A 17,131-nucleotide genomic window follows, 5' to 3' on the forward strand; every position below is an offset into this window, starting at 1 on the left:
TGGGGAAGGGCATCGTGTCCGAGAGCAAGGCAGCGGGGAAGGGCGCGGCGGCATGGGCGCGGCTGCGGGAGGAGATCATCACCTGCCGGGCATGTCCCCGGCTGGTGGAGTGGCGGGAGCAGGTGGCGCGGGAGAAGCGCCGGGCCTTCCGGGACTGGACGTACTGGGGCCGGCCGGTCCCTGGCTTCGGAGACCCCCGGGCGGAGCTGGTCATCATCGGGCTGGCTCCGGCGGCGCACGGGGCCAACCGGACGGGCCGGGTCTTCACCGGGGATCGCTCGGGGGACTTCCTCTTCGCCGGGCTGCACCGGGCGGGTTTCGCCAACCAGCCCCGGAGCGAGCACCGGGAGGACGGCCTTGCGTTGACGGGGGCCTACATTGTCGCGCCGTGCAAATGCGCGCCGCCGGACAACAAGCCCCTGCCGGAGGAGCTGGCCCGGTGCACGCCCTTCATGGACCGGGAGATGGCGCTGCTGCCCACCCGGGTGGTCCTGGCCCTGGGGGGCATCGCCTGGAACGCGACCCTCGCCTGGCTGGAGAGGGTGGGGGTGGCCATTCCCTCGCCCCGGCCCGCCTTCGGCCACGGCGCGGAGCTGGCGCTGCCCGGGGCCCCGGTGCTGCTGGGCTGCTACCACGTGAGCCAGCAGAACACCCAGACGGGCCGGCTCACCCCCGCCATGTTCGACGCGGTGATGGGCCGGGCTCGGGAGCTGATCGAAAATCGTCAGGGAAGATGAAACACCGCGCGCGCTGTTTCCTTGACAGCTGCGGGGCGCCCGCTGTATTCCCCGCTCGCCTTCGACGACGGAAGTCCCGAGGCGCAAACGGGTCGTTAGCTCAGCGGTAGAGCACTACCTTGACACGGTAGGGGTCAGTGGTTCGATCCCACTACGACCCACTTCAGCAAAGTGGTTCCACAGCGGGCGACAGGCTCAACAGCCTGCCGCCCGCGTCCTTTTCCGAGGTCTCGCATGGCGGATCAGATCACGGTGACCCTCCCCGACGGCAGCCAGAAGCAGGCGGCGCGGGGCATGACCATCGGGGACTTCGTGCGCGAGAGCATCGGGGCGGGCCTGGCCAAGGCCGCCCTGTTCGCGCGCGTGAATGGCGAGGACGTGGATCTGTCCCGCCCCCTCAACGAGGACGCGAAGCTCCAGATCTTCACCTCGAAGAGCCCCGAGGGGCTGGAGCTCATCCGGCATGACGCCGCCCACGTGGTGGCCAGCGCGGTGCAGCGCCTCTTCCCGGGCACGCAGGTGACCATCGGTCCGGCGACGGAGGAGGGCTTCTACTACGACTTCTTCCGCGAGAAGCCCTTCACGCCCGAGGACCTCGAGAAGATCGAGGAAGAGGCCAACAAGGAGATCGCCAAGAACCTCCCCTTCGTCCGGACCGAGGTGTCCATGGACGATGCCATCAAGCTCTTCGAGGAGAAGGGGGAGAAGTTCAAGGTCGAGATCGTCAAGGACATCGCGGCCAAGGGCGCCAAGACGCTCACGCTCTACACCCACGGGGACTGGGTGGACTTCTGCCTGGGGCCCCACGCGCCCTCCACGGGGAAGATCGGCGTCATCAAGCTGCTGTCCACCAGCGGCGCCTACTGGCGCGGAGACCATCGCAACCCGATGCTCCAGCGCATCTACGGCACGGCCTTCTTCGACAAGAAGGCGCTCCAGGAGTACCTCACGCGGATGGAGGAGGCGCGCAAGCGCGACCACCGCAAGCTGGGCAAGGAGCTGGATCTCTTCCACTTCCACCCGTACTCGCCGGGCGCGGCCTTCTGGACCCCCAAGGGCACCACGCTCTACAACACCCTGTCGGCCTTCATGCGCCGGCTGACGAGCGAGACCGGCTACGTCGAGATCAAGACCCCGCTGCTCTACAACAAAGGCCTGTGGGAGACGAGCGGCCACTGGGGCAAGTACAAGGAGAACATGTTCCTCGTGCTCGACAGCGAAAGTGGGGAGCATGACTTCTCGCTGAAGCCGATGAACTGCCCGAGTCACCACCTGTACTACGGCTTCAAGAAGCACAGCTACCGGGACCTGCCCCTGCGCCTGCACACCCAGGACGTGCTCCACCGCAACGAGGCGGCGGGCTCGCTGGGCGGCCTCACCCGCGTGCGCCAGTTCTGCCAGGACGATGCCCACATCTACTGCCGCGAGGATCAGATCCCGGACGAGGTGCGGCGCTTCGTGCAGCTGCTGGACCGTGTCTACAAGGCGGTGGGTCTGTCCTACTCGGTGAAGCTGTCCACCCGGCCGGAGAAGCGGCTCGGCGATGACTCGCTGTGGGATCGCGCCGAGGCCGGCCTCAAGAGCGCCCTGGAGAGCCTCGGCCTGCAGTACGAGCTCAAGCCCGGCGACGGTGCCTTCTACGGTCCGAAGATCGACTTCGACGTGTCCGACAGCATCGGCCGCAAGTGGCAGCTGGGCACCATCCAGCTCGACTACCTGGCCCCCGAGCGCTTCGACCTCTCCTATGTGGGAGAGGACAACGCCGAGCACCGCCCGGTGGTCCTCCACCGCGCCATCTACGGCTCGTTCGAGCGCTTCATCGCCATCCTCATCGAGCACTTCGCCGGTGCGTTCCCCGCGTGGCTGGCTCCGATCCAGGGCGTGATCGTCACCGTGGCGGACCGCCAGAGGGACTACGCCCTCAAGGTGCGCGATCAGCTGCGCGCCAAGGGCTACCGGGTCGACTTCGACGAGCGCGGGCTCACGCTCAACGCGAAGATCCGCGACGCCCAGCTGCAGAAGATCCCCTTCACCCTCGTGGTGGGAGACAACGAGGTGGAGGCGGGTGGGGTGTCTCCCCGTCGTTATGGCGGCGAGGACCTCAAGACCATGAAGCTCGAGGCCTTCGAGGCGCTCTTGGAGAAAGAGGCCGCCTGGCCGTGATGTCGCACTGGGAGTCACAGGCCCTTGACAGGCCTTGACTCCGGAAGGCTGGCAAGTATCTTGCCCGTCTTCCGAGGGGGGTACCTACTCCCACTGCTGGAGGGCTTTCACATCGCTCGCGACCAAAGAACGAATCGCCGTATCCGTGCTCGGGAAGTCCGTGTTGTAGGGCCGGAAGGCGAGCAGCTCGGAGTCCTGCCGATCGAAGCGGCCCTGGAGCGCGCTCAGGCTGCGGGGATGGACCTCGTTGAGGTCAACCCCATGGCCAAGCCGCCGGTCTGCAAGATCATGGACTACGGCAAGTTCAAGTACGAGGAGAAGAAGCGGGCCTCGGAAGCGAAGAAGAAGCAGGTCGTCGTCCACCTGAAGGAAATCAAGCTCCGCCCGAAGACGGAGGAGCATGACTACGAGTTCAAGGTCCGCAACGTGCGCCGCTTCCTCGAGGAGGGGAACAAGGCCAAGGTCACGATCATGTTCCGTGGCCGAGAGATCACGCACAAGGAGCTGGGCTCGGCCATCCTGGACGACGTCATCAAGGATTTGAAAGACGTGGCGGTGGTGGAGCAGATGCCCCGGATGGAAGGGCGGCAGATGTTCATGATCATCGCCCCGAACCCGAAGGTGGCGGCGAGGGCGCGCGAGATTGCCCGGCAGCAGGCGGCGGCGGCGGAGAAGGCGGAGGGCAAGCCCGAGGGCGGCAAGAAGAACGAGGCCGCCCCGGCGGCAGGTGGCAAGCCCGAGGATCAGGCAGCGGCTCAGGCCCCTGTGCCTGCTCCCGCGGTGGGCGCTCCAGCATCCCAGCCTGGGGGCGCGAAATAGTTGGACCCGGCCGTCGGATTGCTGCAAAGCCGATGGCCCTTGACAGACGCTGACGGCGATTCGCTGCGGCGGATTGGTAGTTGAAGGAAGGAATCGCAACATGCCCAAGTTGAAGACCCGTAGCGGCGCCAAGAAGCGCTTCCAGGTGAAGAAGTCCGGTCAGGTGAAGTTCGCCAAGGCCTTCGGCAAGCACCTCTTCACCCACGCCAAGTCCCAGAAGCTCAAGCGCGAGCACCGCGGCACTGGCCATCTGAAGGACATGGATGCCAAGAAGGTGATCAAGGAGCTCTTCCCCTTCGGCGCGAACTAAGCAGGACGCAGGACCGCAGGACCGCAGGACGCAGTACAGAGGGCCCTGTCGGTGTGGCCATGTGCCAATACGCCGGGGGTTTTCGAACACCTCACCGCAGTTAGGAGTCAGCAATGCGCGTCAAGAAGGGTTTTAAGGCTCGTCGCCGTCGTAATCGGATTCTGAAGCTGGCCAAGGGTTACCGCGGCCGTCGCAAGAATTGCTACAAGCGGGCCAACCAGGCCGTGGAGCGCGCGCTGGATTACGCCTCGCGTGACCGCGCCGCGCGGAAGCGCAACTTCCGCTCGCTGTGGATCGTCCGCATCAACGCGGCCGCCCGCACCGTGGGCCTGTCCTACTCACGCCTGATCGCCGGTCTGGCCAAGAACAAGATCGCCCTGGATCGCAAGGTCCTGGCCGACATGGCCGTGGCGGATCCCGCCGGTTTTGCCGCCGTCGCCAAAATCGCGAAGGCGGCCTGAGAATGACGGCCGGCCGCACAGGCCGGCATCGAAAGCGAGTGGCCGCGGTCTTCCTGGAAGGCCGTTGTCACTCGTGGGTTTGAAAGCGGGCTGCCCCTTTGGGCGGCCCTTTTTTTTGCCCCGGCACGGCCGGGGTGGGAGGCGAAGTCAATGCGAGACCGCTTGCAAGCGCTCGCGGACGCGGCGCGGCGGGAGATCTCCGTCGCCTCGGAGCCGTCCGCGGTGGAGGCGCTCCGAATCCGTTACCTCGGCAAGAAGGGGGAGCTGTCCGGTGTCCTCGGTGGAATGGGCAAGCTGCCCCCCGACGAGCGCCGCGCCCTCGGTGAGGTGGCCAACCAGGTCAAGGCCGAGATTGAGAAGCTCCTGGCCGACGCCGTCCAACGCGTGGAGGAGGCGGCGATGGAGGCCGAGCTGCGCGGCCCCCGGCTGGACGTGACGCTGCCCGGTCGGGCCGTCACCCCCGGTAGCCGCCACCCGGTGTCCCGGACGATGGAGGAGATCGTCCGCACCTTCCAGCGGCTCGGCTTCGAGGTGGCCCACGGGCCGGAGATCGAGCTCGACTACTACAACTTCGAGGCGCTCAACCTCCCGAAGGACCACCCCGCGCGCGACATGCAGGATACCTTCTACGTGGACGAGGCCTCGCTCGGCCACGCGCAGAAGGCGGACAGCCCGGTGCTGCTGCGCACGCACACGTCCCCGGTGCAGGTGCGCCTCATGCTCAACCGGAAGCCGCCCGTGCGCGCCGTCATGCCCGGCCGCGTCTACCGGCGCGACTCGGACATCACCCACACGCCCATGTTCCACCAGGTGGAGGGCCTGCTGGTGGACAAGGACGTCAGCTTCGCCGAGCTCAAGGGCACCCTGGATGCCTTCGTGAAGGCCTTCTTCGGCTCGGACACGCGCACGCGCTTCCGCCCGTCCTTCTTCCCCTTCACCGAGCCCTCGGCCGAGGTGGACATCTCCTGTACCTCGTGCGGTGGCAAGGGCTGCCGCGTGTGCAAGCAGACCGGCTGGTTGGAGGTGCTCGGCAGCGGCATGGTGCACCCCAACGTCTTCAAGTACAGCGGTTACGACTCCACCCAGGTCACTGGGTACGCGTTCGGCATGGGTGTGGAGCGCATCGCCATGCTGCGCTACCGCATCGATGACCTGCGGATGATGTTCGAGAACGACGCGCGCTTCCTGGAGCAGTTCTGATGAAGATCTCGGTCAAGTGGCTCGGAGACTACGTGGCGCTGCCGGCCAGTGTGGATGAGCTGGCTCGCAAGCTGACCGCCGTGGGTCTGGAGATTGAAGGCCTCGAGCGCCCCGGTGAGGGGCTGCGCGGCGTGGTGGTGGCGCAGATCAAGGAGTCCGTGCAGCACCCCAACGCGGACAAGCTGTCCGTCACCAAGGTGGACCTGGGCGGTCCGGAGCCGCTCCAGATCGTCTGCGGCGCCAAGAACTTCAAGGTCGGCGACAAGGTGCCGCTGGCCACCATCGGCACGAAGTTGCCCAACGGCGTGGAGATCAAGCAGGCGCCCCTGCGTGGCGTGGACAGCTTCGGCATGCTCTGCTCGGCCAAGGAGCTGGGCCTCTCCGAAGAGTCCTCCGGCCTGCTCATCCTCCCGCAGGACCTGAAGCCCGGAACGCCCATCGCCCAGGCGCTCGGGTTGGATGACGTGGTGCTGGAGGTGAATGTCACCCCCAACCGGCCGGATGCCCTGTCGCACCTGGGCGTGGCCCGGGAGGTGGCGGTGGCCACCGGTGACACCTTGCGTCCGCCCCAGCCGAAGCTCGCCGAGTCCGGCGCTCCCACCTCCGAGAAGGTGAAGGTGCGCATCGAGGACCCGGTGCGCTGCCCGCGCTATGCGGCCCGCGTCGTGGAGAACGTGAAGATCGGCCCCTCGCCCCAGTGGCTGCAGGACCGGCTCAAGGCCTGTGGCGTGCGCCCCATCAGCAACGTGGTGGACGTCACCAACTTCGTCCTCCTCGAGTACGGCCAGCCGCTGCACGCCTTCGACCTGGACAAGGTCGCGGGCCAGGAGATCATCGTCCGCACCGCGAAGCCGGGCGAGAAGATGACCACGCTCGACGGCAAGGAGCGGGCGCTGGAGTCCGAGGACCTGCTCATCTGCGACCGTGACCGGGCCCAGGCCCTGGCCGGCGTGATGGGCGGCGCGGACAGTGAGGTGAGCGCGGGCACGACGCGCGTGGTGATCGAGTCCGCTCACTTCCAGCCCTCGAGCATCCGTCGCTCGTCCAAGCGCCACGGCCTGCACACCGAGGCCTCGCACCGTTTCGAGCGTGGCGCGGACCTCGATGCCGTCATCCCCGCGGTGGATCGCGCCGCGGCCCTCATCGCCGAGCTGGCAGGGGGGACGGTGGCTCCGGGCCGGGTGGACGTGTACCCGCAGCCCCAGCCTCAGCGCCGGGTGACGCTGCGCTACGGCCGTGTGGAGAAGGTGCTGGGCGTGGCCATCGCCGAGTCCGAGTGCCGGCGCATCCTCGGCACCCTGGGCTTCAAGTCGGTGGAGGAGGGGAGTGGGCAGACCACCTTCGAGGTGCCTCGGGCTCGCGTGGACGTGGAGCGCGAGGAGGACCTCATGGAGGAGCTGGCCCGCGTCTTCGGCTACGACAACATCCCCGCCCGGCTGCCGCGTGGCATCGCCGAGCTGGGTCCCGAGCCTGCCGCCTCCGAGGCCGAGCGCCGCGCCCGCCAGGCCCTGGCCGGCCTGGGGCTCAGTGAGGTGGTGAACTACTCCTTCGTTCCGCCGCGCACGCTGGATGTGCTGGGCGGGCAGGAGAAGCCGGTGGCGCTGCTCAACCCGCTCAGCGTGGAGCAGTCGGTGATGCGCACCAGCCTGCTGCCAGGTCTGCTGGAGAACCTCTCCCGCAGCGTGCGTCACCAGGTGGACACCGTCGCCGTGTACGAGATGGGTCGGGCCTACTTCCGGGATCCGGAGGGCGGACGGGGCCAGCGCCCGGCCGCGCGCGAGGTGCCCCGGCTCGCGGGCCTCGTGTGGGGTCTGCGCGGTGGGCGGACCTGGACCCAGAAGGAGGCCCGGGCGGACTTCTATGACGCCAAGGGCGCCCTGGAGGCCGTGCTGCATGCACTCCATGTGGACGGCGTCCGCTTCGTTGCCGCCGAGGCCCCGGCCTACCACCCCCGCGCCTGCGCTCGGGTGGAGCTGTCCGACGGCACGGTGCTGGGCTACGTGGGCGAGCTGCACCCCCGCGTGACCAAGGCTCTGGAGCTGCCCCGGGACGTCTTCGCCTTCGAGGTCGACACGGCACCCCTGTACTCGGCTGCCCGGCTGGTTCCCGCCTGGGGAGGGCTGCCTCGCTTCCCCGCCGTGCTCCGGGACCTGGCCGTGGTGGTGCCCCTGGAGCTCCAGAACGACGAGGTCCGCCGCGTCATCCTGGAGGTCGGTGGCCCGCTGGTGGAGGACGCCCTCATCTTCGACGTCTACACCGGCAAGCCCATCCCCGAGGGCAGCAAGAACCTGGCCTATGCCATCCGCTACCGTTCGCCCGAGCGCACCCTGACCGACGCGGAAGTGAGCGCTGCCCACCAGCGCATCATCTCCGAAGTCAACCAGCGACTGGGCGGAGCCCTCCGGACCTGATCTAGGGGCTCCAAAGGGAAAACCTGAGTGAAACCGGTGGGTTGACAGCTGTCAGGGAAGGCTGTCACAGTCCGCCGGGTTCACCGCAGAGAGGGGCGCGAAGGTACTCGCATGACCAAGGCGGACATCATCGAAGGGGTCTACGAGAAGGTCGGCTTCTCCAAGAAGGAGTCGGCGGAGATCGTCGAGCTCGTCTTCGACACCTTCAAGGAAACGCTCGAGCGCGGGGACAAGATCAAGATCTCGGGGTTCGGCAACTTCCAGGTGCGCCAGAAGAAGGCGCGCGTGGGCCGCAACCCGCAGACCGGGAAGGAGATCGAGATCTCGGCGCGTCGAGTGCTGACCTTCCGGCCGAGCGCGGTGCTGAAGGCCGCCCTCAACGGCGAACAGATTCCGGAGAACCACTCCGAGCTGGATGCCGCGGAGGAGGCCGCCGCCGACGCAGCCGAGGCCGCGGGGCTGGATCCCGAGGATCTGGACGAGGAGCTGGAGGAGCTCCCGGAGTACAAGGCCTCCGTGGGCGGAATGAAGGCCAAGGCCGAATGAGTTTTTGAAGGGCTGCCCGATCTCGTACTTGACCCATGGGGCAGGTAAAGGCATAAGGCAGCCCATCTCGCCGACGCCGAGCGGGACACACATCGGGGCGTAGCGCAGCCTGGTAGCGCACTTGCTTGGGGTGCAAGTGGTCGCTGGTTCAAATCCAGTCGCCCCGACCATAGAAGGCCCTGGAGGCTCACTTCACGGTGGACTCCAGGGCCTTCACTTCTCCCTTCCAGAGGGGAAGCGATGTGGGGAGTTAGTTCAGTTGGTTAGAACGCCGGCCTGTCACGCCGGAGGCCACGGGTTCAAGTCCCGTACTCCTCGCCAAAAGAAGCCCAGCAATCCTCCGGGGTTGCTGGGCTTTTTCTTTGTCCTCGTTCCCTCATGTGCCCTCAGTGTCCCCCTCCGGTGTCTCTAGCCGGTGCGGCGTGGAGCTGGAGCGGCAGCGGCTGCTCCGTCCGGGAACGCCTGCTGGCTTTTTCCGCATCGCGGCCTTGAACGGCGCGGGTCCACCTGCGGTGGGTTCGTTGGGTGGACCGTGCGCATCACGAGCCCGTCGCGTTCGAGTCCTCGCAGCGTGGTCGTGAGCAAGTAACCGCGCTCGGGTGCGTTGCTCTGATGAGTCCGTTTCTCTCTGTTGTCCACTGGATGAAGCGGCCAGCAATGACGCGCGTTGACGCGCTGCGCATTGTGGACGCCCATCCCTGGGGCATAAGGAACTCCTTATTGGCACTGTGCCAATACGTAATGGAGGGCTGCTCCATGAGACTGCGGTGGAACCGTGAGTTGACGTTTTCGAGCTTTCTGATTCTTGCCCTGGGCGCTTTTCGGGCAGATGCGGACCCGTTGCCGTTGTTGGATTCGACGGCCATCCGGTCGCCGTTCTCGGCGGCATGTGCTGGGCAACCGGATTCCACTCCGTTGCCAGTGGATCCGCGCACCCTGGTGGTGCCCGGCGTCAACAAGCCTGGGGCCGCGGTGCAGTTCAATGCCTACTGGGTGGACCTGCACACGCCGCCGCCGCCGTTCGTCTCGACGCTGCCTCCGAATCCGAAGACCTGCGGCGAATTTCGCGCGAGCGTCGCTCGGGGCCGGGAGAACATCGAGACCCGTGCCTACTTCCAGTCCTTCACCAACTCGCTTGCCTACTACAACCTCTATAGGCTCTGGGGCTACCTCACCCGCCCCGCCGACTTCGACGAGCAGGTCATCAAACGCTATGGGCTCGCGAAGGCGCCATTCCGCAATCCCTACCCGCTGCCGTGGGAGAACCCCAACCTCACCAATGGCGGCAGCGGGCAGCTTCCGCTGGGGCTCGTGCAGGAGCGGGACGAGAACGGGCGCTACACGGGAAAAATCAGCTCCGGCTGCTCGGGTTGCCACGATTCGCGGCTCGGGAGCGAGCAGGAGGCCGGCTTCGTCTGGGGCCGCTCGAACGACGCGATAGATGCCGGCTTGATCCAGTCCGACTTCTTCCGGTCCACGGGCGTGGGGACGGTGCTCCAACTCGCGCCCGTGCCCTGGAGCGTGGGCCGCGGCACGAGTGATGCCATTGGCATCGTCGACCTCCTGCCCGCCATCTTCGACATGGACTCGCTCGCACTGGTACCGAGCCTGCTCGAGTATTTCCCGACCCATGCGGGGGGCATGTCCCGTGCGCCCAACTGGTGGTACCGCGCGTTCAAGACGCGCCAGTTCTGGGATGGGGCGCTCACCTCGGACAACGTCCGTTCGGAGATGGCGTTTGGAATCGCGAACCTGGGTCGCACGCCCGCGCAGCGCCGCGCGCTGACCGCCGAGTTCGAGGACAACGACAACTTCTTCATCTCGCTCTCGCCCCCCGTCTACCCCAAGGCGATCAACACCGCGCTCGCCGAGCAAGGAGCCGTGCTCTTTCACGAGCGTGACCTCTGGGCGAACGGCGCCAATGCCAACATCCCGAAGACTCCAGGCAATGGCTCCTGCGCGAGCTGCCATGGCGTCTACTCGCCGCGCTACGCCGCCGACCCCGCGTACCTGCCCGATCCCCGTCTCAAGGGCGTTGCCGGCGTCATTACGCCCATCGAAACCATCCGGACGGATCCGGCACGCGAGCAACTGATGGCCGACGAGCGTAAGCGCAGAGCCTGGAACACGTCCTTCCTCGCCTATAACGACCAGGCCCCCGACCACGGTCCCTTCTACGACGACCCCATCACGAGCGCACTGCGCCGCGTGCCGCGCAGCGCGTACGACAACGGCCTCGGGCCCATCTACTCACCCGAAGGGCCGAACATCTGGATCGAGCCGTTCGGCTACATGGCGCCGCCACTCTACGGCTCGTGGGCCTCCGCGCCTTTCTTCCACAACGGAAGCGTGCCCACCCTCTGGGAGGTGCTGAAGCCATCGGACCGCCGGAAGGTGTGGAAGCGCCAGCAGACCTCCGCCAACGTGCTGGGAACCAACGCGGGTTACGACTCGAGCCATGCCTCGTATGACTTCGCGAAGCTCGGCTGGAAGGTGACGCCACTTGCCTGCGGAGATGTCCCGAGCAACGACCCGTTCATTCCCTGCAGCCACGAAATGGCGACGCCCGACGTCCTCTTCGCGAGCATCGCCAACCTCGTCGCGAACTACAACTCGCTCGCCTACCAGTCACCGCCGCCCATTACCCAGAAGCAGATTCGCTCGCGGATGATCTTCAATTCGCATCTCTATGGGCTTGGCAATGAGGGGCATGACTTCACGCAATCGCTCACGGACGAGGAGCGTTGGGCCATCATCGAGTACCTGAAGACGCTCTAGGACTCCAGGATGAGGCCTCCGGCTTCAATTCGGCCGGAGGCCTCGGTGATTACAGCGAGTGCAGCAGGTGACCGCCGTCGACGGGTAGGGCGACACCGGTGATGAAAGCGCCGGCGTCGCTGGCCAACAGCAGCAGCGCGCCGGAAAGGTCTTCCACCGTCCCCAGCTTTTTCGACGGGATATTGTTCTTGAGGTAGGCCTGACCACGCTCTGACTTGAAGTAGCCGGAATTGAGTTCGGTTTCGATGTAGCCCGGGCAGAGCGCGTTGACGCGGATGTTGTTGCGCATCAGCTCCAGCGCCATGTGCTTGGTGAGCTGGATCAGGCCCGCCTTGGACGTGGCATACAGCGATTCCCCATAGCCGACACCGATGCCGAGGATCGAGGAAATGTTGACGATGCTGCCGGGCCTGCCGGCCATGCCCGGTTGATCGACGAACGCACGGGCGACGCGCCACGCCGCTTTCAGGTTGGTATCGACGACGTAGTCCCAGTCTTCTTCCTGCGTTTTCGCGAAGAGCATCGATCGGGCGACGCCGGCGTTGTTGATCAGCACATCGATGGTGCCAAAGAACCTGCCCGCCTCCTCGAATGCGGCTTTCACGCTGTCGCCATCGGTGACATCCATCGCCACGGCTGCGGCATCACCACCGGCACTCTTGATGCGCTCGGCCAGCTGCCGCAGGCGATCGACACGGCGCGCGGCGACCACCACCTTGGCGCCAGCTTCGGCCAGGACCTGCGCGAAATGCTCGCCGAGACCGCTCGACGCACCGGTGATCAGCGCCACGCGGCCGGTCAGATCAAAACGATTCTTGCTCATGGTGTCCTCCTGCGTTCCCGCCGGTGTCATCGGATCATCGCCACAGCCATCTCCGCGATCGGACCGGCCAGCGCGCCGTAGTCCATGGCCTTCCTGCTCGACGCATTGCCGTCGAGCGCGCGCTTGTAGACGCCCTGCAGAATCGCGGCGATGCGGAAGAAGCTGAAGATGATGTAGAAGTCCCAGTTGGGGATGGTCTTGATGCCGGTCAGCTCGCAATAGCGCGCGACGTACTCTTCTTCCGAGGGAATGCCGAGTGCCCTGCGGTCGAGACCGCCGAGGCCAGGGATCGCCGCATCCGGCGGCAGGCGCAGATGCATGCATTGATACGCGAGATCCGCCCACGGGTGACCGAGCGTCGACAGCTCCCAGTCGAGCACCGCGACGATGCGCGATTCGGCCGGGTGGAACATGACATTGTCCATGCGGTAGTCGCCGTGGTTCAGCGCGACCTGACCGTCGTCGGCCGGCACGTTGGCGGGTAGCCACTCCATCAGCTTTTCCATGGCCGGCAGGGTGCCGGTCTGGCTGGCTCGGTATTGTTCGCTCCAGCGTCTGATCTGACGCTCGAAGTAATTGCCGGGGCGGCCGTAGTCGGTGAGACCGGCCTGCTCCAGGTTGACCGTATGCATCGCGGCGAGTACGCGCACCATCTCATCGTAGAGTGCGCGGCGTTCGGCCGGTGTCTGTTCCGGCAGCGCGCTGTTCCAGAAAATGCGGCCCTCGATGAACTCCATCACATAGAACATCGAGCCGATGACGCTGTCGTCGTCGCACAGTGCGAACATCCTTGGCACTGGCACCTGGGTCGCTGCCAGCGCCTTCATCACACGGTACTCGCGGTCGACCGCATGCGCCGATTTCAGCAGCAGTCCGGGCGGCTTCCGGCGCAGCACGTAGCTGCTCTTCTCGGTGCGCACCAGGAAGGTCGGGTTGGACTGACCGCCTGCGAATTTGGTGCACTCCTGAATCGTGCCGAAATCGGCGATCCGCGGAGCCAGATACTTCTGCAGCTTTTCGACATTCAGCGTGTCGACTGCCTCGGACATGGATACGCCTCCTCGAAAATTAGAGTGCTGACAGCTCTTGGATGACCTGCTTGCCGAGCGCCATCATGTGGACCTGATCGGGACCATCGGCAATGCGGCACCAGCGTGCGTAGTTGAACGCCTCGGCGAGGAAGTAATCCCCGGTCAGACCGCCGGCTCCGTGCAGCTGGATCGCCATGTCGATGACCTCGAAGCCGAGCTGCGGCACCATGATCTTCGCCATCGCAATCAGGTCTTTCGCCTCTTTATTGCCGACGCGGTCCATCTTGTCCGCCGCGCGCAGCGTCATCAGGCGGCACATCTCGACCTTGGACGCCATCACCGCGATGGATTCACGCACCGAGCCCTGCGTGCTCAGTTTCTTGCCGAAGGCCACGCGATTCTCCACACGTTTGCAGGCGTATTCGAGTGCGCGCTGGGCGGCGCCGATCACGCGCATGCAGTGATGGATGCGGCCTGGGCCCAGGCGACCCTGGGCGATCTCGAAACCGCGGCCCTCGCCGAGCAGGAGATTCGACTTCGGCACGCGCACGTTGTCGAACACGATTTCGGCGTGGCCGTGTGGCTCCTCCCAGTAACCCAACGTCGACAGAGGACGCTTGATCTTCATGCCCGGCGTGCCGCGTTCGACCAGGACCTGGGATTGCTGCAGGTGGCGGTTCGGATTGTCCGGATCGGTCTTGCCCATGACGATGAAGATCTGGCAGTTCTCGTGCATCGCGCCGGTGGCGAACCACTTGGTGCCATTGATGACGTACTCGTTACCTTCAGCGCGGATCGAGAGCTCCACGTTGGTCGCGTCGCTGGAAGCCACATTCGGCTCGGTCATGACGTAGGCCGAGCGGATCTTTCCTTCCAGCAGCGGCACCAACCATTTCTTCTGTTGCTCGGGCGTCGCGTACCGCGCGAACACTTCCATATTGCCGGTATCGGGCGCGGAGCAGTTGAAGACCTCGGCAGCCCAGAACACGCGGCCCATGATCTCGGCCAGCGGCGCGTACTCGAGGTTGGTCAGGCCGGCGCCGCCGTGCTCGGTGCCCGGCATGAACAGGTTCCACAGCCCCTGCGCTTTCGCCTTGGCCTTCAGCTCCTCGACGATCGGCGGCGACGCCCAGCGGTTCTTCTGCACCTGCTGGGTGAACGTGTGTTCGTTCGGATAGACGTGCTCCTTCATGAAGGCATTGAGCCGGTTTTGCAGCTCCGTGACGCGGGGGGAGTGTTGGAAATCCACGGGGTTCTCCTTTGAAAGCAATCAGAGCGTCTCTAGCGTCTGGCATATCACGCAGTGGCTCGGGCGGGAGTCCCTGGCCGCGTGCGTCCAGCCCTCAACCCAACTAGGATGACGCAACACGTCGGACACAGGCATGACCTCACAAGCCGCACTTCAAAGACTGTTGCTGTTGACACGATGCCAACAAGCCCCCATCATCACCCGCATAGAGGCCCACTCATGAGCTACCAACACATCCGATCTTCAGTTGCGGATCGGGTCGCTACCCTGGAGTTGCACCGTCCCGAAGCGAGGAACGGCTTCACCGTGACCATGGCGGACGAGCTCAGCGACGCGCTCGGAGCCGCCGACGCAAACGAAGAGGTGCGCGTGGTCGTCCTCACCGGCGCTGGTAAGGACTTCTGCGTAGGCGCGGACCTGAGTGGCCGCTCGTTCGAGGTGTCGAATATCAATCACATGGAGCGCGGCTGGGTCGAGCCGGCGACTCGGGTGACTCGCAAGATGTTCGCGCTGCGCAAGCCGGTCATCGCCGCCGTCCGCGGCGCCGCGGTGGGCGTAGGCTCGACAATGATTCTCCCCGCGGACTTCCGCCTCGCCGCGAAAGACAGCCGCTTTGGTTTCGTCTTCAGCCGGCGTGGCATCTATCCGGAAGCGGGCTCGTGCTGGTTCCTGCCGCGCCTCGTCGGAATGGGGCGCGCGCTCGATTGGATGGTGAGTGGCCGTCTGATCAAAGCAGAAGAGGCGCTTGGCGCGGGCCTGGTCCAGTCCCTCCACGAGCCCGATGCGCTGCTCGATGCCGCCTATGCGCTTGCTCGCGAGCTGGTCGAGAACACCGCGCCGGTGTCCGTGGCCGTCATCCGGCAGGCACTCTACCGGATGAGCGCTCTCCCTTCGCCCGAGCCCGCCTTCGCACTCGACAGCCAGCTCATCGCGAGCTGTGCCCAGAACGCGGACGCCGAGGAGGGCGTGATGTCGTTCCTGCAGAAGCGGCCCGCGAAGTTCCTCCGAACGTTGGAGCGGGACCTGCCGGCGTTCCTGCCCTGGCGGGAGCAGAAGTCATGAGCCAGGCCGCCTCTCCTCGCTGGAAACGGCTCGAGCCGGACACGCGCAGGGAACAGATTCTGGCGTGCGCCACGCGGCTGTTCGGCGAGCGCCCGTACGCGGAAGTCTCCACCTCGGACATCGCCCGGGAGGCGGGCGTCGCCCGGGGATTGATCAATCACTACTTCGGGCAGAAGCGGGATCTCTATTTGAAGGTCGTGAAGAGAATGCTGCTCATGCCCGGCCTGGACGAGAGCGTGCCCATGACGGGAACCTTGCGGCAGCGAGTGGAGCGCAGCGTGGAGTGGTACCTCGATACGGTGGCGACCCACGGAAAGACCTATGTGGCGGTCACCGGCGCGGGGGGCATCGGCGTGGATCCGGAGGTCGAGCGCATCATCTCGGAGGCGGACGACGTGTCCGCTTCGAAGACGCTTGAGTTCCTGGGCCTCAAGGTCGAGGTCGGAAGTGACGCGCGGCAGCGGGCGATGATTCGCTCCTATGGCGGTCTGGTGAAAGCCACCATTCGCGAGTGGATCCGCGGTGGAACACTCTCGCGCGAGGACGCGCACCTGCTCTTGAGCGAAGCGCTCATCACGATCGTGCGCGACGTGTTCCCCCAGCTCCATCAAGACGCCTCCCCCGAGCGCGACGACTCCCGGGGGCCGGGGTCGGGGCGCAAGCGAGGAAAGGACGAGTAATGACCTCGAGGCCACTTGCGGGACGCACGCTGTTGATGTCCGGAGGAAGCCGCGGAATCGGACTGGCGATCGGCGTCGCGGCGGGGCGTCTGGGGGCCAACGTCGCGCTCCTGGCGAAGACCGACACCCCGGATCCACGGCTGCCCGGGACGGTGCACACGGCGGCCGCGGAGATCGAAGCCGCGGGCGGCCAGGCGCTCGCGGTGGTTGGCGATGTGCGCGACGAAGCGGCTGTGCAGCGGGCCGTGGATGAGACCGTGGCCCGTTTTGGTGGCATCGACTTCTGCGTCAACAACGCGAGCGCCCTCGCCCCGCTCAAGACCGAAGAGCTGCCGGTCAAGCGCTTCGACCTGATGCAGCAGATCCAGCTGCGGGGGACGTTCCTTCTGACGCGCGCGGCGATTCCGCACCTGCGGAGATCTCCCCATCCGCACATCCTCTCGCTCTCGCCGCCGGTCAACCTCGCGCCGCACTGGATGGGCCTGCACCCGGCGTACACGCTCGCCAAGTACGGGATGACCCTGCTCACGCTCGGCTGGGCCGCGGAGCTGGCCGAGGCCGGCATCGCCGCGAACGCCCTCTGGCCCCGAACGCTCATCGCCACCGCCGCCGTGAGGAACATGCTCGGGGGCGACGCATCGATGCAGCGGGCCCGCTCGCCGGAGATCATGGCGGACGCGGCCGTGGCCATCCTCCAGCGTCCGCCGCGCGATTGCACGGGGCAGACCTTCATCGATGAAGACGTCCTCCGCGCTGAAGGCATCACCGACTTCAGCCGCTATGGGGGGGGCTCTGACGTCTTGCTCGACCTCTACGTCGACCCCTGAAGAGGAACACAGCAGCAAGTTTGTCCATTGACTC

General features: G+C 66.0%; 14 protein-coding genes, 3 tRNA genes and 1 pseudogene. 15 read left to right on the top strand and 3 right to left on the bottom strand.

All coding sequences use genetic code 11. The features are described 5' to 3' along the window. Window positions 1–14: 14 nt before the first annotated feature. The 12 genes and pseudogenes from F0U60_RS25770 to F0U60_RS25825 all read left to right on the top strand — a co-directional run bounded on the left by F0U60_RS25770 (window position 15) and on the right by F0U60_RS25825 (window position 11,425). Window positions 15–737 carry a uracil-DNA glycosylase gene (locus tag F0U60_RS25770; protein ID WP_395824524.1) on the top strand — a complete coding sequence of 241 codons (723 nt, stop codon included), beginning with the start codon at window positions 15–17 and terminating at the stop codon, window positions 735–737. An 89-nt stretch (window positions 738–826) separates the two neighbouring features. Further along, window positions 827–898: transfer RNA gene (locus F0U60_RS25775), tRNA-Val, on the top strand. A 73-nt stretch (window positions 899–971) separates the two neighbouring features. After that, the gene (thrS, locus tag F0U60_RS25780; protein ID WP_395824527.1) at window positions 972–2,900 is read left to right on the top strand and encodes a threonine--tRNA ligase; all 1,929 of its coding nucleotides are present in this window, start codon (window positions 972–974) and stop codon (window positions 2,898–2,900) included. Window positions 2,901–2,960: 60 nt separating this feature from the next. Continuing rightward, on the top strand, window positions 2,961–3,719 hold the full coding sequence (gene infC / locus F0U60_RS25785; RefSeq protein ID WP_395824530.1) for a translation initiation factor IF-3: 759 nt from the start codon (window positions 2,961–2,963) through the stop codon (window positions 3,717–3,719). Between the two features lie 100 nt (window positions 3,720–3,819). Further along, window positions 3,820–4,029, top strand: a complete 210-nt coding sequence (gene rpmI, locus F0U60_RS25790) for a 50S ribosomal protein L35 (RefSeq protein WP_204228402.1) — start codon at window positions 3,820–3,822, stop codon at window positions 4,027–4,029. Between the two features lie 113 nt (window positions 4,030–4,142). Then, window positions 4,143–4,490 carry a 50S ribosomal protein L20 gene (gene rplT / locus F0U60_RS25795; protein WP_395824534.1) on the top strand — a complete coding sequence of 116 codons (348 nt, stop codon included), beginning with the start codon at window positions 4,143–4,145 and terminating at the stop codon, window positions 4,488–4,490. Between the two features lie 150 nt (window positions 4,491–4,640). Continuing rightward, window positions 4,641–5,690 carry a phenylalanine--tRNA ligase subunit alpha gene (gene pheS / locus F0U60_RS25800; RefSeq protein ID WP_395824538.1) on the top strand — a complete coding sequence of 350 codons (1,050 nt, stop codon included), beginning with the start codon at window positions 4,641–4,643 and terminating at the stop codon, window positions 5,688–5,690. Then, on the top strand, window positions 5,690–8,101 hold the full coding sequence (gene pheT, locus F0U60_RS25805; protein WP_395824540.1) for a phenylalanine--tRNA ligase subunit beta: 2,412 nt from the start codon (window positions 5,690–5,692) through the stop codon (window positions 8,099–8,101). The genes pheS and pheT overlap by 1 nt, the downstream gene beginning before the upstream one ends. 111 nt (window positions 8,102–8,212) lie before the next feature. Next, window positions 8,213–8,551, top strand: a pseudogene (locus F0U60_RS25810) (integration host factor subunit alpha); the annotation flags it as partial. Between the two features lie 189 nt (window positions 8,552–8,740). After that, a tRNA-Pro gene (locus F0U60_RS25815) sits at window positions 8,741–8,817 on the top strand. A gap of 74 nt (window positions 8,818–8,891) precedes the next feature. After that, window positions 8,892–8,968 (top strand) — tRNA-Asp (locus F0U60_RS25820). Window positions 8,969–9,403: 435 nt separating this feature from the next. Further along, window positions 9,404–11,425, top strand: a complete 2,022-nt coding sequence (locus F0U60_RS25825; RefSeq protein WP_395824543.1) for a hypothetical protein — start codon at window positions 9,404–9,406, stop codon at window positions 11,423–11,425. 49 nt (window positions 11,426–11,474) lie between these two features. On the opposite strand, the gene F0U60_RS25830 is transcribed toward F0U60_RS25825, so the two are convergent. Genes F0U60_RS25830 through F0U60_RS25840 form a run of 3 tightly spaced genes read right to left on the bottom strand, consistent with a single transcriptional unit; the run spans window position 11,475 to window position 14,528 of the window. Further along, window positions 11,475–12,248, bottom strand: coding sequence for an SDR family NAD(P)-dependent oxidoreductase (locus tag F0U60_RS25830; RefSeq protein WP_395824546.1), 774 nt, complete (start codon window positions 12,246–12,248; stop codon window positions 11,475–11,477). 26 nt (window positions 12,249–12,274) lie between these two features. Then, complete coding sequence (locus F0U60_RS25835; protein ID WP_395824549.1) at window positions 12,275–13,297, bottom strand: phosphotransferase family protein; 1,023 nt, start codon at window positions 13,295–13,297, stop codon at window positions 12,275–12,277. Between the two features lie 19 nt (window positions 13,298–13,316). Further along, on the bottom strand, window positions 13,317–14,528 hold the full coding sequence (locus F0U60_RS25840) for an acyl-CoA dehydrogenase family protein (protein WP_395824552.1): 1,212 nt from the start codon (window positions 14,526–14,528) through the stop codon (window positions 13,317–13,319). A 219-nt stretch (window positions 14,529–14,747) separates the two neighbouring features. Here F0U60_RS25840 and F0U60_RS25845 point away from each other — a divergent pair, with 219 nt between their 5' ends. From F0U60_RS25845 to F0U60_RS25855, 3 genes are read left to right on the top strand one after another with little or no spacing between them, the layout of a single operon-like run. Continuing rightward, window positions 14,748–15,590: an enoyl-CoA hydratase-related protein gene (locus tag F0U60_RS25845; RefSeq protein ID WP_395824555.1), complete on the top strand. Its 843-nt coding sequence runs from the start codon at window positions 14,748–14,750 to the stop codon at window positions 15,588–15,590. Further along, window positions 15,587–16,270 carry a TetR/AcrR family transcriptional regulator gene (locus F0U60_RS25850; RefSeq protein ID WP_395824558.1) on the top strand — a complete coding sequence of 228 codons (684 nt, stop codon included), beginning with the start codon at window positions 15,587–15,589 and terminating at the stop codon, window positions 16,268–16,270. The genes F0U60_RS25845 and F0U60_RS25850 overlap by 4 nt, the downstream gene beginning before the upstream one ends. Next, complete coding sequence (locus F0U60_RS25855; protein ID WP_395824561.1) at window positions 16,270–17,097, top strand: SDR family oxidoreductase; 828 nt, start codon at window positions 16,270–16,272, stop codon at window positions 17,095–17,097. Before F0U60_RS25850 ends, F0U60_RS25855 begins: the two co-directional genes overlap by 1 nt. The last annotated feature ends 34 nt before the right edge of the window (window positions 17,098–17,131 follow it).

This window comes from Archangium minus (genome assembly GCF_044360475.1).
Taxonomy (GTDB): Bacteria; Myxococcota; Myxococcia; order Myxococcales; family Myxococcaceae; genus Archangium; species Archangium minus.

What these genes read in the sequence shown, in the direction of transcription:
- thrS (WP_395824527.1), top strand. Translation starts at nt 972, where the DNA reads ATGGCGGATCAGATCACGGTGACCCTCCCCGACGGCAGCCAGAAGCAG.
- rpmI (WP_204228402.1), top strand. Translation starts at nt 3,820, where the DNA reads ATGCCCAAGTTGAAGACCCGTAGCGGCGCCAAGAAGCGCTTCCAGGTG.
- rplT (WP_395824534.1), top strand. Translation starts at nt 4,143, where the DNA reads ATGCGCGTCAAGAAGGGTTTTAAGGCTCGTCGCCGTCGTAATCGGATT.
- pheS (WP_395824538.1), top strand. Translation starts at nt 4,641, where the DNA reads ATGCGAGACCGCTTGCAAGCGCTCGCGGACGCGGCGCGGCGGGAGATC.
- pheT (WP_395824540.1), top strand. Translation starts at nt 5,690, where the DNA reads ATGAAGATCTCGGTCAAGTGGCTCGGAGACTACGTGGCGCTGCCGGCC.
- F0U60_RS25825 (WP_395824543.1), top strand. Translation starts at nt 9,404, where the DNA reads ATGAGACTGCGGTGGAACCGTGAGTTGACGTTTTCGAGCTTTCTGATT.
- F0U60_RS25830 (WP_395824546.1), bottom strand. Translation starts at nt 12,248, where the DNA reads ATGAGCAAGAATCGTTTTGATCTGACCGGCCGCGTGGCGCTGATCACC.
- F0U60_RS25835 (WP_395824549.1), bottom strand. Translation starts at nt 13,297, where the DNA reads ATGTCCGAGGCAGTCGACACGCTGAATGTCGAAAAGCTGCAGAAGTAT.
- F0U60_RS25845 (WP_395824555.1), top strand. Translation starts at nt 14,748, where the DNA reads ATGAGCTACCAACACATCCGATCTTCAGTTGCGGATCGGGTCGCTACC.
- F0U60_RS25850 (WP_395824558.1), top strand. Translation starts at nt 15,587, where the DNA reads ATGAGCCAGGCCGCCTCTCCTCGCTGGAAACGGCTCGAGCCGGACACG.
- F0U60_RS25855 (WP_395824561.1), top strand. Translation starts at nt 16,270, where the DNA reads ATGACCTCGAGGCCACTTGCGGGACGCACGCTGTTGATGTCCGGAGGA.